Origin of the sequence: Leptolyngbya sp. FACHB-541, from assembly GCF_014695875.1 — a bacterium.
GTDB lineage: Bacteria > Cyanobacteriota > Cyanobacteriia > Elainellales > Elainellaceae > JAAUTN01.
The window spans coordinates 69,730-83,544 of record NZ_JACJPC010000130.1 but is presented as its reverse complement, the minus strand read 5'-3'; the positions used below and the strand labels follow the sequence as shown (position 1 = coordinate 83,544).

Below are 13,815 nucleotides of genomic sequence, written 5' to 3'. Positions count from 1 at the left end.
TGAGTTACTACGACTCTTACCATCATCGTTCTAAAGAAACAACGCAATCATCAGCAATGACATAGGCGGCTGAATTGCGTTTTAGCGAAACCTCATAAGCGCCTGTAAATTCCCCAAAAGAGGGCAAAACTAGAAGATTTTGAGTGCGATCGAGATAAAAACAAGGTAGCCGCAATTGGTCTAATTTTTCCTTGAGATGGACACAAGGATGAATATGACCACAGATATTTAGGAATCTAGGCTGAGGAGAAGGCTCATGGCTCAACAGCAAGTTACCGACTTCAATAGCATGAGTTAAATATTGAATTGAAGTGTTCTTTAAGGTTTGAATCAAGCGGCGATCGTGGTTGCCAACAATCAATACAACCTCTGCATCTACAGCGGCTTGAAATCGTGACCAGCTATCTAAAACTTCATTTACCAGCGCATATCTAGAATGAAACAGATCGCCTAAGATAAACAGCTTTTGAGGTTTAAATTTAAAGCAAAGCTGTTGCAGTCGATCCAGAGTCGTTTGATTAACTCGATTAGAAATCGGAACTCCGAGGGATTGAAAAGTTTCTGATTTGCCTAAATGAATATCAGCAACTAAAAGAATTTGATCGCTTTCTAGATAGACTGCCTTTTCTGCAAGAAGCTGAAGCCGCGCCCCCAGCACATCAATTTCTTTCATTTATTTATCCACTGCTGTTTTAAGCGCTCAATTCTATCCAACAAACTTTCGTTAGACATACGCGAGTTGAGCCGTTCCACTAATAAAGGAAAGGCAAAGGGTGAAGGGCGCTTTGTTTCTTTCCAAACTACATTTAATTGACTCAGGCGATCGAGCGTCTTAGTTAATCGATGGGTTTCTAGCTGATCACGTAACACTTCCTGTTCAGCCTGTTTCAGTAGCAGGTTATCTGGCTCATATTTTGAGAAAACGCCGTAGAGCAATGAAGAACTAACCTGCAATTGATTTGCGTCTTTTCGAGCCGAAGGATATCCCTTAAAAACTAAGCCTGCAACTTGAGCAATACCGCGAAATTTGCGTTGGGTTAGTTCAGAGATGTTTAAGCCTGACTTGATATTTTCGTAGAGATTTTCTAGATCAAGGAAGCGATCGCCAAATAACTGCTTAAACGGATAATCTTTGGGCGCTAAAATCTCAAATCCATAATCATTCACTGAAATAGTAAAAGTCGCTTTCTGCTGACTGGCAAAGCGATAGCCCCACAGAAAACCTAAACCCTCATGCACAAATCGCCCTTCAAATGGAAAGACATAGAGATGCTGTCCTTCTCTTGTCTTACACACTTCAATCAATAGTTCATTCGATGCAGGTAGATGAGAGATTCTTTTTTGAGTAGAGGCGATCGGCAACATACACTCCAACTCTTGATTCAACTTCTGCTTTGAGCTTGCATCCGGTTGAAATTTCTCAATTTCAGATCGAAGATGCATACTCAACGAATCGGATATGGCTAAATTTCCTCCTCCCCAGGTTGGCGTAACAGTAGATTTTTGAGTAGTGTTTTTGACATAGACAACCATATCTTTCATCATGAAAAACTCTAGCTGCCGACCCGCAAAGAAAAACACATCGCCTTTTTTTAATCTCGATACGAAATTTTCTTCAACTGTGCCAATCCTTCTCCGATTCGTATAGACAATTTGCACTGCCTGATTCGATGTAATCGTGCCAATACTCATCCGATGCATTCGACCAATCTTTTGATCGGTTACCTGATAAAGCCCTTCTGTTTGAACTACCTTTTGATACCGAGGGTAGGCACCCAAACATTTCCCGCCTTTCTCAATGAAGTTGAGTGTCCAATCAAATTCCTCAGCGGTTAACTGTGAATAAGCCACCGTTTGTCGAATCGTTTCTAAGCATTCGTCAGCCTTAAATCCATCTCCACAGGCTAACGTCACCAAATGTTGAGCTAGCACATCGTAAGGCTTTTCTAAAGGTCGTCTTGTTTCGATATCTCCCGCTGTTAAACCGCTACGAAAGGCTGAAATCTCAAGTAGTTCTAAAGCATTGGTGGGAAGAAACAAAATTTCAGAAGTGCCTTCAGGGACATGAGCCGATCGCCCCGCTCTTTGCAATAACCTTGCCAGATTTTTTGCACTTCCAATCTGCACCACTCGCTCGACAGGCTGAAAATCTACGCCCAAGTCCAGCGACGACGTACACACCACCCACTTGATGTGTCCCGCTTTAACACCTGCCTCGATCGCCTTCCGTTCCTGCACATCGATCGAGCCGTGATGCAGCGCAATCCGGTCAACATATTCTGGAACTGCAAACAAAAGTGCCTGAAACCACCGCTCTGCCTGAGCGCGAGTGTTGGTAAAAATCAGCGTCGAACGATTAATGTCCAACGCATCCACCAACTCTTGAAACATTCGTAGCCCCAGATGTCCCGCCCACGGAAAACTATCCACAGAGGCAGGCAAAATGCTTTTGATGATCGTTTGCCGCTGCAAATTTGATTGAATAACTACAGGCTCACAGCCCAGTCCTACAGCAGCTTGCGCCGCTTCTCGAACATTGCCCAATGTCGCTGAAACAGCCCAGGTTTTAAGCTGAGGCTGAAGCTGCCGCAGATGAGACAGGCACAGTTCTGTCTGAGTGCCACGCTTGGCACTGAGCAACTCATGCCATTCATCTAAAATGATTGCCCGTAATGACTGAAACCGCTCCTTCGCGCCTTTGTAGGACAGCATCACTGCCAGAGATTCGGGCGTTGTGATCAGAATGTCGGGCATGTTCTTGAGCTGTTTGCTCTTTTGGGAAGAACTGGTGTCTCCCGTGCGCGACTCTACCCGCAAGTTCCAGCCCATTTCCTGAATCGGACGCAAAATGGACTGTTGAATGTCCCGTGATAGTGCCCGCAGTGGCGTAATGTAGAGCAGTTTCAGCCCAGAACTGGGATCATGCAACATTTCTAGAATGGCTCCCATGACGGCGGCATAGGTTTTGCCGGAACCCGTCGGCACCTGAATCATGCCGCTTTTGCCAGCCAGGTAAGCTTGCCATGTTTCTAGCTGAAAGGGCAGCGGCTGCCATCCCTGTTGCTCAAACCATTCCAGAGCAGGTTTTAGGCGATCGCCATCAGCCACAAATCAGCACTCCCAGCAAAAGACACCGCTTACAGATACAGATATTGTAAGCTCAGCCCTCTAGCGCAGTTCTGGTTATCAAGTGCGGGCTTTGGGCGATCGCCTCTTTGTCACGCCCATGATGATGTAGTAGTAAATCGTGAAAACTACACTCATGAAGATTTGGCTGCCCCAGGAACCGTGCCAGAAGTCAAACCAGTATTGTCCCCAATAAACAGACGCGAGGGTAACCAGCGTAATGCGTGGAATGTTGAGAATCAGCGCTAAACCCGCGCCAAACGCCATGATCAGGAGTACCTTTTGCCAACTTTGCTTGAGCAACAACCCCATCACCAAACCAGCCATTGCAATATTCACCGCCATGCTGAAGCCGTTACAGCCCCAGCCCACTTCTACGGCTCCCTGCGGCAAAGAGACGAACGCCCCTTGCACTTCAACGGTTTGACCGATTGCTTTTAACGTCAGGCTACCTGCCCAAGCCATGAAATGATCTAGCGCTCGATAAGGAGTCACCAGTTCCCATAGCAAACGAGTGGTTTCCCCCGGTCTGGGATAGACGCTCAACGCCATGAGCAGAGTAGGAATCGTGTACTTGCGAAAGAAACCAATTCCCCAAGAGCTACACGCAATGCCGATTAGAACGATCAGCCAGATTAGGGACTGTGACCAGATGGCGGTGCGGTAAAACGGGAAGAAAATTACTCCGCTGACAATCAAAATGTGTCCCAACAGTCGATCTTCATCAGCAACCGTTTCCTTCGCAAGCTGAGTCCGTTTCTTCCAAAGCTCATGCAGCGCCAGACCCACGACTCCTAGCATCAGCGGCAAACCTGGTGAACCCTGAAAGGCTCTCTCAATCAAAACGCCTAACCACATTGGGAAATAGCACAGCCCCACCAGCAGACCAGACAAGACGATCCGACCGTGAGTTGTTTTCAGGCTCTCCTGCAAAAAGCTCTGAAGCACTTTGCCTATTTTTTGCTGTCGTTTCTTTTGCTCAGATACTGGCATTGGCAAGTTCAGCTTTGACCGCTGTGGACTGTGATCAGGGATAGGGCTCAAACACCTATCAACACTGCAGTTATTCAGTCACTTGCTTGAAAAGACAGGACGCATCCCCCGGAATTCACAGCTTTTTTACACACTAGACTTCTTGCATGAATACTGTTCTGGAAACGTGAATCGTTGCGCGGCTCCGCCGCGCAACGATTCACGCAGTAGGTTAACTACTGCGCTTGCTCTAATGCTTGGAGTAGATGTAGGTTGGGTGGAGCAAGGCGGAACCCAACTCCTGCCTCGGTTCTGTTGGGTTCCGCCTTGCTCCACCCAACCTACGAGATATCAGTGGTTTTAGGAGTTTTGTCAGTCAACCAGCACAGCGGGTGCTCCTACACAAAAATGCATCCTAGAGCGTGTGCTTAGTGCTACACCTTACTGGGGATATCTCATTTGAATGGGAACAGTGGTGTTATTTCCTAAGAAAAAGACAGCATCTTCAAACCGAGCAGGCCCCGTCACAGCAGGTGCATCATTGGAAAATCCATAGCCCTCTACAGGAATTCCCAATGCGCCCCGATTGAGCTGTTCGTCCCCGTTGCTGTCGTGGTAAATAGCGACACCGTAGCTACCCGCTTCTAAATCCTCAAAGGTGTAAGCAAATGGGGCTTCAGGGTCTTCAGGTAAGTTGTCGGCGATCGCCACACACGCCCGCGTCACCGCACTATCGTTATCGTTGGGGAAACCCGGACTGCCAGAAAAAACCTTGAAGCAAACATTCCCTTCCTGGCTCTGCAAACCGCTCACTTCTACAGTCAGATTGCCTGTAAACTGTGCCCTGGCATTGCCTGAAAACCAGAAACTTCCTGCTGCCAGCAGCGCTACCATGCCCCATTTCTTAACCATAGAACTCCTGTGTAATACGGTCTGTAGTTTAGCGGGCGATCGCTTCGTATCACGATAGCCTGATAAAAAAATCGGAAGCGCAGCATCGCCACACTTCCGTCTTGAAGATTGAAATTAAGGAATTTCCCTAGTAAGTTTCTACGTGCCAGCGTTCCTTGATGGATTTCTGGTAAGCCTTCCATTCCACGCCGTCCTTGGCAGCAGCAGCAGTCATTGCTTCATCAATGCCGCCTTCCATGCCCTTCAGACCACAAATGTAAGTATGGGTCTTCTCATTTTGGACAAGCTTCCAGAGTTCGTCAGCATATTCAGCAACTCGGTGCTGAATATACATTCTGCCGCCTTCAGAGTTCTTCTGCTCACGACTGATTGCGTAGGTGAGGCGGAAGTTATCAGGATATTTCTCCTGGATCGCTTCCAACTCCTCCTTATAAAGAATGTTAGGCGTAGTCGGAATTCCAAAGATCAGCCAGGCAAAGCCCTTAAACGGATAATCAGTATTGAGCTTTTGCTCACCTTCCTGGAACATTCGCCACAGGTAAGCCCGGAAAGGCGCAATTCCAGTACCCGTCGCTAGCATAATAATGTTTGCTTCGGGGTCGTCAGGAAGCAGCATCTCCTTGCCCACAGGACCAGTAATCTTAACATCTGCTCCTGGGTCCAGATGGCACAGGAAGGTAGAGCACACCCCATAAACCATTTCACCCGTTTCAGGATGCTTGTACTCTAGCTGCCGGACGCAAAGTGAAACGGTCTTGTCGTCCAGATTGTCACCATGCCGGGTAGAGGCAATAGAGTACAGCCTGAGCTTATGAGGCTTACCATTCTTGTCAGTGCCGTCAGGAATGATGCCGATACTTTGACCTTCTACGTAACGTAGATCACCCTCAGAAAGGTCGAAAATGAGGTGACGAACGGTGCCAATGCCGCCCTCGCCAACCAGTTCCTCGTTAGAGAGGCACTTACCCACAAACGGAGCATTGGGGCGGTAAGTGTTGACGGGAACGTCCTTTTTTTCTTTCTTAGGCTTTGGTTGAGCTTGTTCTGCTTGGGTCACGGGTTTACTCTCCTCTGCTGATGTCTGAGATACAGTACCCGATGAGGAGGTCTTGCCGTTTGCTACGCCGTTGATGGTTGCAGGGCGGATGCTGACGATTTTGCCACCCAGTCGGGTGATTCGCTGCATTTCCTGATTCATCCGGCTATAGGGCACTATGATAGACACAGTGCCACTTCGACGAATTGGATAGTCAGTCTTGTCGGTTTCTTCGTTTTGACGAAGCCCTTCAACTTCATAGACAAAGAGGCGGCTACCGTAGGCTGTGTTGGCAGCGCCACCCGCTGCGCTTGGATTATACATCGCTAATCAATAAATCCTGAACCCAACTGAGACACACAGAAGTCGCGTGCCATTGATCACGCCCCAGCCAAACTACGGATTTTAGTCCGAAGGTTAGAGCTAGTCTGTATTAGCGTAGCATTGCAAGACGACACTCACTCATCAAAGGCAGCAAGTTTGGCATAAAATCCTGCACTTGCCACTGTTCTACGATAACGAGCAATTCTTTGAGAGAATGTCAAGGTCGAGCAATTTCATTATTTCTAAATGCACAATTGCATTTAGCATGGTGATATTAACGGTGCTATTGAGCAGCAAGATTCAATTCAGGCGAACCTTGTAGGGAGGATCGCATTCTGGTAGGATCTAGTGTATCCGGTAGTACTAAATACTTACCAAAATAAAGCATGGGTCTTCTTCCGCTAGGCGGTACCTGAGTTCGTGCGCCCCTTCGTCGTTGTCTTCGTACTTTGACTGAAGGTTTAAGGCAGCAAGGAAACGCTTGACGGTCTATAGGGAGAGTCTCACTTCAAATTGGCGAGAAATTGGCGGGACGGCCCTAACTTGTGGGTTTAGTCGGCTCGGGTTTCAGTTTATTGAATTGTTTTAACTTCGTTAGAGGGTACCTATGACCATTAAGCCAGACCGTGTGGTTCTAATTGGCGTAGCCGGAGACTCCGGATGCGGTAAATCGACTTTCCTACGCCGATTGGCAGACCTGTTTGGGGAAGAGCTGATGACTGTCATTTGCCTGGATGACTACCACCGTCTGGACCGGAAGCAACGGAAAGAGGCTGGGGTAACGGCGCTAAATCCAGAGGCAAACGACTTTGACCTGATGTATGAGCAAATCAAAGCGCTCAAAGAAGGTCATCCCATTGACAAGCCTATTTATAACCACGAAACGGGGATGATTGACCCCCCCGAACGGGTGAATCCAAACCGGATTGTGGTGATTGAAGGGTTGCATCCGATGTATGACGAGCGGGTGCGATCGCTGCTTGACTTCAGCGTTTATCTCGATCTAGATGACGAGGTTAAAATTGCTTGGAAGATTCAGCGAGACATGGCAGAGCGTGGGCATCGCTATGAAGACATATTGGCTTCGATTAACTCTCGCCGCCCTGACTTTGATGCCTACATTGATCCGCAAAAGCAGCACGCTGACGTAGTCATTCAAATCCTACCAACGCGCCTGATCAAAGACGACACGGAGCGTAAAGTGCTGCGCGTCCGCCTGATTCAAAAAGATGATGTAGAGGGAATGGAACCCGTCTATCTGTTTGATGAAGGTTCTACGATCGACTGGATTCCTTGTGGTCGTAAGCTGACCTGCTCTTATCCTGGCATTCGGATGTTCTACGGACCGGATGAGTACTACGGCAACAGCGTCTCTGTGCTGGAAGTCGATGGTCAGTTTGATCGGCTGGAAGAGGTAATTTACCTTGAAAGCCACCTCAGCAACACATCCACCAAGTTCTATGGTGAAATGACTGAGCTGCTGCTCAAGCACCGCGAATATCCTGGTTCAACGAATGGTACAGGTTTGTTCCAAGTGCTGGTTGGCTTAAAGATGCGCGCAACCTACGAACGTCTGATTTCCGCTGCTGAGGCACCTCTGGCAGCGAAAGTGGCTGCAAACTAGTTGCACTCAGGTTAGATTCAAAATTCAGGAGTCAGAATTTAGCAGTGATATGATGCTTCTGCTAAAGTCTGGCTCCTAATTTTATTGATATTTCATTGCTTTAGAGATTGTTATGACTCTTGCAGAAGACCTGTGGCAGGCAAATCAAGATTTGGCGATCGCTTCTCTCACCAATCCTTTCGTCCAAGGCATTAGTAATGGGACGCTAGCTAAGTCTAAATTTGCCTACTACGTCGGTCAAGATGCCTTTTTCCTGGAAGCCTTTACCCGTGCCTACAGCATTGCTGCCGCTAAAGCTCCTGATTGGGAAGGGTTCGGTACTTTTCACAATCTGGCAGCCGGGGTCTTACAAGAACTCCAACTCCATCAAAGCTATGCGGCTCAGTGGGGAGTCAACCTTCAAGCTATTGAGCCTGGGGCGGCAACTCGTCGCTATACCGATTTTTTGCTAGCTACCGCCTGGAGCCAGGAAGCGGGTGTGACTACAGCGGCAATGCTGCCCTGTATGCGGCTGTATGCTTTTATCGGTCAAAAGCTAGCCCAGCCACAAATTCCAGATCATGCCTATTCAGACTGGATTCGCACTTACAGCAGTTCTGAATTTGAGCCTTTAGCAGATCAGCTTGCTCAACTCGCTAACCGATATGCTGCAATGACTGAAATAGTACGGTCAACTTATCGCTACGCCATGCAGTGTGAACGCGACTTTTTTCAGGCAGCATGGGAAGTTGAGCACTATTAGCGACTGGTTGTAAAGCTAGGAGGCTGGCGATCGCCCCTCCCATACTTTCCCAAAACAAACTCCAGGATTGCTATAAAATACATCCTGCACAGCATGGGGTTAGGGAACGTATGGATTATCGAGCGGCAGGGGTAGACGTTGAGGCGGGTCGGGCATTTGTGCAGCAGATTCGCAGCCTGGTAAATAGCACCCGTCGCCCGGAGGTTTTGGGTGGGTTGGGGGGCTTTAGTGGGTTGTTTCAGCTTCCGACTGGGTATCGAGAACCTGTGTTGGTGTCGGGCACCGATGGGGTAGGGACTAAGCTGAAACTGGCGCAGAATGGCGATCGCCACGACACTGTCGGAATTGACCTGGTTGCCATGTGCGTTAACGATGTTCTCACTTGTGGGGCAGAGCCGCTGTTTTTTCTCGATTATCTGGCGACAGGCAAGCTAGAGCCTGACCAACTGACTCAAGTCGTTGCCGGAATTACAGAAGGATGTCGGCAGTCAGGCTGTGCCTTGCTGGGTGGAGAAACGGCTGAAATGCCCGGATTTTATCAGCCTGGGGAATATGATTTGGCAGGCTTTTGTGTGGGCATTGTGGAGAAGAGCCAGATTTTAGATGGTTCTCAGGTTGAAGTTGGGGATGTGGCGATCGGGCTAGCGAGTCAGGGTGTTCACAGCAATGGGTTTAGTTTGGTGAGAAAGATTATTGAGACGGCAGGTGTGAATGTGGGCGATCGCCCCTCCCTGCTGGGTAAGACTCTGCTTGAAGAATTGCTGACCCCAACCCGTATCTACGTCAAACCGATTTTGACCGCCCGTCAGTCTGAACTCGCGATTCATGGAATGGCACACATTACGGGGGGTGGTTTACCCGAAAACTTGCCTCGCTGTTTGGGAGAAAATCAGTCGATTCAAATTAATTCGCAAAGTTGGACAATTCCCCCCATTTTTGAATGGCTAGCTGCTACGGGTTCTGTTGATCGGGCTGAGATGTTTAACACCTTTAATATGGGAATTGGCTTTGTGCTGCTGGTTCCCCCGGCTCAGGTTGAGCAAACGATTCAATGGTTTAAAGCTGAGAATTTACCTGCATGGGCGATCGGTGAGGTGATCGAAGGAAATGGTGAGTTGAGCTTTTCGGCTTGAAATAAGTTCACCACACGAGAATGGCGGCGCAGCAAAGCCACACCGCCAGTTCAATTATTTCCGTGAGATAAAGCGTAGATTAGAACCGTCTGGCTTTATCGATCTCTTCTTACTGTATTGGATGCGCGATTCCAGGCATCCTGGACGGCATACTTTGCTTTGTCCCAGGCTAAGCCAGCACCGCCGTGTCGCTGCTCATAGTCGCGCCGCAATTCAGGTTCAACCTGATCAAACGTTCTACCACTCGTAGAATAGCGACCGTAGCTGTCATAGCCCATCTCGTAGGCAGGCTGATAGGTTTCGTAGGTTGTTCCCTGGCTGTAGTAAGGGCGGGAGGTGTAGTTGCTCCGCCAGTAATCGTCTTCACCGACATACCGTGTGTTGCGATCTGCCCGATCCCAGGCATCGCGGGTTGCATGGCGAGCATCATCCCAACGCAAGCGTGAGTTGCTGTAGTTGGTTTCGTAGTCGCGTCGCAGATCTGGCTCGACCTGATCAAAGGTGGTGTTGCGATCGCGATAGCGAGTGTATCCTTCATAACCCGTCCGGTAGGCAGGGTGGTAGTCATCGTAGGTGTGACTAGACTTGGCATAAGGGCGGGAAGTGTAGTTCTGACGCCAATAGTCATCTTCGACCGTTGGATTGACTGCTTCAGCAGCACTCTTACCCACTAAGCCACCGACCACACTGCCGATCGCAGCTCCAATAACCGATCCAACTGGGCCGCCGACTGCACCGACCGCAGCTCCGACTGCACCTGCACTTGCTGCTCCAATTCCAGTTCCAACCGGATGTGCCCCTGGCTCACCCGTAATCGGGTCACGGTTTGCATCTGCGTCCGCTGGATCGTGGTTTCTTTTGTCCATTGGGTCGTGGTTCTTTCTATCCATAATTACCTCGTTGTTATGGTCGGGTTCTTAAACGGTCGACCACTCCAAAGTAGTTTTATTAGAGAATATGTTCTTCTCTCGGGGGTTATAAGTATGAGTTCTATTCCTTTCGGAGGTTAACTGTAGCTAAAGGTAGAATTATTTAGTTTGTTAAATACTTTTTTTGACTGCTTAAGCTGTTGCAAATTGCTCTAAGAATAGGAGCAGCTAAGCAAAGTTTCGCTAAAAAAAACATCCCCAGGTTTTGCCTGAGGATGAAGTTAATTGATGTTAGGTCAAAGGGGGCGCTTCCAAATTTCAAGGGAATTTTAGAGCGGATCAAGCACAACTTTGATGCAGTTATCTTTCTTCTGCTTGAAGATTTCGTAGCCCTTAGGTGCGTCTTCTAACTTCATCCGGTGAGTGATGATGTAGGAGGGATCAATGTCACCCTTTTGAATGTGTTCCAACAAAGGACTGAGATAACGGTGAACGTGAGTTTGTCCCATTTTGAAGTTCAAGCCTTTATTGAAAGCGGCTCCAAAGGGAATCTTGTCGAGCAGTCCGCCATAAACTCCCGGGATCGAGACGGTGCCGCCTTTGCGACAGGCAACGATAACCTGGCGTAGGGCTGTAGGGCGATCGGTTTCCAAACGCACGGCTTGTTTCACCCGGTCATAGATGGCGACAGCATCGGTGCCGTGCGCTTCCATGCCCACTGCGTCAATGCAGGCATCGGGACCGCGTCCACCTGTCATCTCTTTCACCGCTTCGCCTGCGTCTACTTCTTCGTAGTTAATGACCTCGGCTTTGCCAAACTCTTTTGCCAATTGCAGGCGTTCTGGAACCCGATCGATGCCAATGACTCGATCTGCTCCCAACATGTAGGCACTCTTAATTGCAAATAGTCCAACTGGCCCGCAGCCCCAAACGGCTACTGTGTCGCCAGGTTGAATGTTGCAGTTTTCAGCAGCCATGTAGCCCGTAGGGAAAATGTCGGTGAGAAACAGGACTTGCTCATCGGTTAAACCATCTGGGATTTTGAACAAACCGACATCTGCAAAGGGAACGCGGGCATACTGTGCCTGCCCTCCAGCATATCCACCAAAGATGTGAGAGTAGCCAAATAGCCCAGCGGCTGAGTGTCCGTAGAGTTTCTCGGCGATCGCCGCATTCGGATTCGAGTTATCGCACAGCGACCACAGATCTCGCTGACAGAAGAAGCAATTGCCGCAAGAGATGGTGAACGGAACAACGACGCGATCGCCAATCTTAACCCGTTTAACGTCACTACCAACTTCAACCACCTCGCCCATAAATTCATGACCGAGAATGTCACCTGACTGCATCGACGGAATAAATCCATCGTAAAGGTGCAAATCCGAGCCACAAATTGCAGTTAGCGTAATTTTGATAATGGCATCATGCGGATTGATAATTTTGGGGTCGGGTACGTTATCTACTCGAACATCTGTTGCGCCATGCCAGCAAACAGCTTTCATTCAATTCTCCTTATCTTCCTACGGCTCTTTCTGCGCCTTCGACTGTGTCCTCAACCTTGTCTTTTACGTCGTTGATGAACTCTTTTGTGCCTGGATAAATTGGCTGATCAAGGTTGAGTTTTTCACGGACATTATCGGCAATACCCTTCAACCCTTCTTGCGTTTCCACCTGGGGGCTATTTTCGATGGCGGTACCCGGACTATTGTTTCTGCTGCTATGGTTAACCTGTCTTTTGGTACCCGGTTCGCTAATTTCGTTGTTGTAATTGCCCCGGTCGTAGGTGGTTGCCTGTGGTTTTTCAATCGGGTTGGCGATTGCTTCACTTCCACCAAATGCACCAAAGCTAGCGGTCAGAAATAGAATTCCGGTCAGAAAAACAAAGACAACTTGTTTCAATCCGTTCAACACCTGTTTCATGTTCTCGTTCCTTCTTGTTTTCAAATTTCAAACTTCGATAAACCTTTTCCAGGGTCCTCTTATCTCCGACCGCTGGGTTGCCCTTCAGTCGTTGCAATCTCGCCCGCTTCCATGAGTTGCTTGAAGCGGCTCAGTTCTGCCCCGATTTGTTGTTCTGGTTCTTCGCCAAATAGCTTCGCTAAGGCTCCGGTCAAGGCTCCACCCGGTGGGTTGTATTCCAGCACGACTTTGACTTCAGTGCCGCGTCCTTGAGGAGCAGGTTGAAAGCGAACAAAGCCAGAGTTATCTACATCAGCGCCTTCTACTGAAGCCCAGGCAATCAGGCGATCGGGCTGGTCGCTGACGATTTCTGCATCCCATTCCACTGATGCTCCCAGAGGCGCGGTTGCGATCCAGTGAGAGCGTTTGTCGTCGTGCACTTTGACGGACTTGAGATGCTGCATGAAGGTCGGCAGATTCTCAAGGTCGTGCCAAAAGTTGTACAGGTCAGAGGCTGAGCGATTGATGGTGACGGTCTTTTCAACGCGAATGCTCTTGTTAATGCCTGTAGCATCTGCGATGGTTGCAGGTAGGCTCTTTTCACTCTTTGCCCCGTGCAATGCTAAGCTGCCGCCTGCGAGCGCCATCAATGCGCCCCGCAAAGAACGCTGTTGTAGACCCATTAACACCATTGCGCTGCCGCCAATAATCGAAGCCCAGCGCTCGTTATCACCTTTGCTGTCCGGTGCTGATTGGCTTTGCAGATTCGGCTGATTTGTTACTTCTTCCATAGTGTTTGTTTAGGTTTTCCGCTTTGGATTCTTTGATGATTAAAGTGATTCAAAAGTGGTCAGAAATGCGCCAAACTAATCAAAATTACTCTCTCTAAAGTATTTTCATTTCAATAAATCAACCCAAATACTCAGAGATTAAACTTGAGCCTCAATTCCTGGCGAAATGAATGATTGAAATAGCACAGCTACCGGTAACAGCTATTTTGCAATAGCTATTTGCGGCTATTTATGGCTGTTAACCTACCGTCAGATGCTTTTTAGAGTGCTTTTTAGGCAGTTCCTAATTCATTAATTGTGACTTCAGCTTAGGAATGTGAGCGAAAGAAATTCTTCATTCTAAAGGGATAGATCAGGGAACAAACTTTTTCTCTCAATTGCTTTTCA

The 13,815-nt window shown here is 48.5% G+C and carries 12 protein-coding genes; 3 read left to right on the top strand and 9 right to left on the bottom strand.

Translation table 11 applies throughout. The annotated features are described in order from the left end of the window. Positions 1-22: 22 nt before the first annotated feature. The 5 genes from pdeM to petH all read right to left on the bottom strand — a co-directional run bounded on the left by pdeM (position 23) and on the right by petH (position 6,370). Positions 23-673, bottom strand: a complete 651-nt coding sequence (pdeM, locus tag H6G00_RS28575; RefSeq protein WP_190799313.1) for a ligase-associated DNA damage response endonuclease PdeM — start codon at positions 671-673, stop codon at positions 23-25. Continuing rightward, on the bottom strand, positions 670-3,108 hold the full coding sequence (locus tag H6G00_RS28570; protein WP_190799312.1) for a ligase-associated DNA damage response DEXH box helicase: 2,439 nt from the start codon (positions 3,106-3,108) through the stop codon (positions 670-672). Before H6G00_RS28570 ends, pdeM begins: the two co-directional genes overlap by 4 nt. Before the next feature lie 78 nt (positions 3,109-3,186). Continuing rightward, the gene (gene crtC, locus H6G00_RS28565) at positions 3,187-4,119 is read right to left on the bottom strand and encodes a cyanoexosortase C (RefSeq protein WP_190799311.1); all 933 of its coding nucleotides are present in this window, start codon (positions 4,117-4,119) and stop codon (positions 3,187-3,189) included. Positions 4,120-4,539: 420 nt separating this feature from the next. Next, positions 4,540-5,010, bottom strand: coding sequence for a DUF2141 domain-containing protein (locus H6G00_RS28560; protein WP_190799310.1), 471 nt, complete (start codon positions 5,008-5,010; stop codon positions 4,540-4,542). Between the two features lie 127 nt (positions 5,011-5,137). Beyond that, positions 5,138-6,370, bottom strand: coding sequence for a ferredoxin--NADP reductase (gene petH / locus H6G00_RS28555; protein ID WP_190646393.1), 1,233 nt, complete (start codon positions 6,368-6,370; stop codon positions 5,138-5,140). A 607-nt stretch (positions 6,371-6,977) separates the two neighbouring features. Here petH and H6G00_RS28550 point away from each other — a divergent pair. The 3 genes from H6G00_RS28550 to purM all read left to right on the top strand — a co-directional run bounded on the left by H6G00_RS28550 (position 6,978) and on the right by purM (position 9,869). Next, positions 6,978-7,994 carry a phosphoribulokinase gene (locus H6G00_RS28550; RefSeq protein ID WP_190799309.1) on the top strand — a complete coding sequence of 339 codons (1,017 nt, stop codon included), beginning with the start codon at positions 6,978-6,980 and terminating at the stop codon, positions 7,992-7,994. A gap of 112 nt (positions 7,995-8,106) precedes the next feature. Beyond that, positions 8,107-8,736, top strand: a complete 630-nt coding sequence (locus H6G00_RS28545; protein ID WP_190799308.1) for a TenA family protein — start codon at positions 8,107-8,109, stop codon at positions 8,734-8,736. Positions 8,737-8,846: 110 nt separating this feature from the next. Continuing rightward, positions 8,847-9,869: a phosphoribosylformylglycinamidine cyclo-ligase gene (purM, locus tag H6G00_RS28540; protein WP_190646396.1), complete on the top strand. Its 1,023-nt coding sequence runs from the start codon at positions 8,847-8,849 to the stop codon at positions 9,867-9,869. A 95-nt stretch (positions 9,870-9,964) separates the two neighbouring features. Here purM and H6G00_RS28535 read toward each other — a convergent pair whose 3' ends face one another. From H6G00_RS28535 to H6G00_RS28520, 4 genes are all read right to left on the bottom strand, one after another. Then, complete coding sequence (locus H6G00_RS28535; protein ID WP_242042557.1) at positions 9,965-10,759, bottom strand: glycine zipper family protein; 795 nt, start codon at positions 10,757-10,759, stop codon at positions 9,965-9,967. Between the two features lie 308 nt (positions 10,760-11,067). Continuing rightward, entirely contained in the window at positions 11,068-12,240 is a 1,173-nt protein-coding gene (locus H6G00_RS28530) for a zinc-dependent alcohol dehydrogenase (protein ID WP_190799307.1), read from the bottom strand. A gap of 10 nt (positions 12,241-12,250) precedes the next feature. Continuing rightward, entirely contained in the window at positions 12,251-12,658 is a 408-nt protein-coding gene (locus H6G00_RS28525) for a hypothetical protein (RefSeq protein WP_190799306.1), read from the bottom strand. 59 nt (positions 12,659-12,717) lie between these two features. Next, positions 12,718-13,428, bottom strand: coding sequence for an SRPBCC family protein (locus H6G00_RS28520; protein ID WP_190799305.1), 711 nt, complete (start codon positions 13,426-13,428; stop codon positions 12,718-12,720). Between the last annotated feature and the right edge of the window lie 387 nt (positions 13,429-13,815).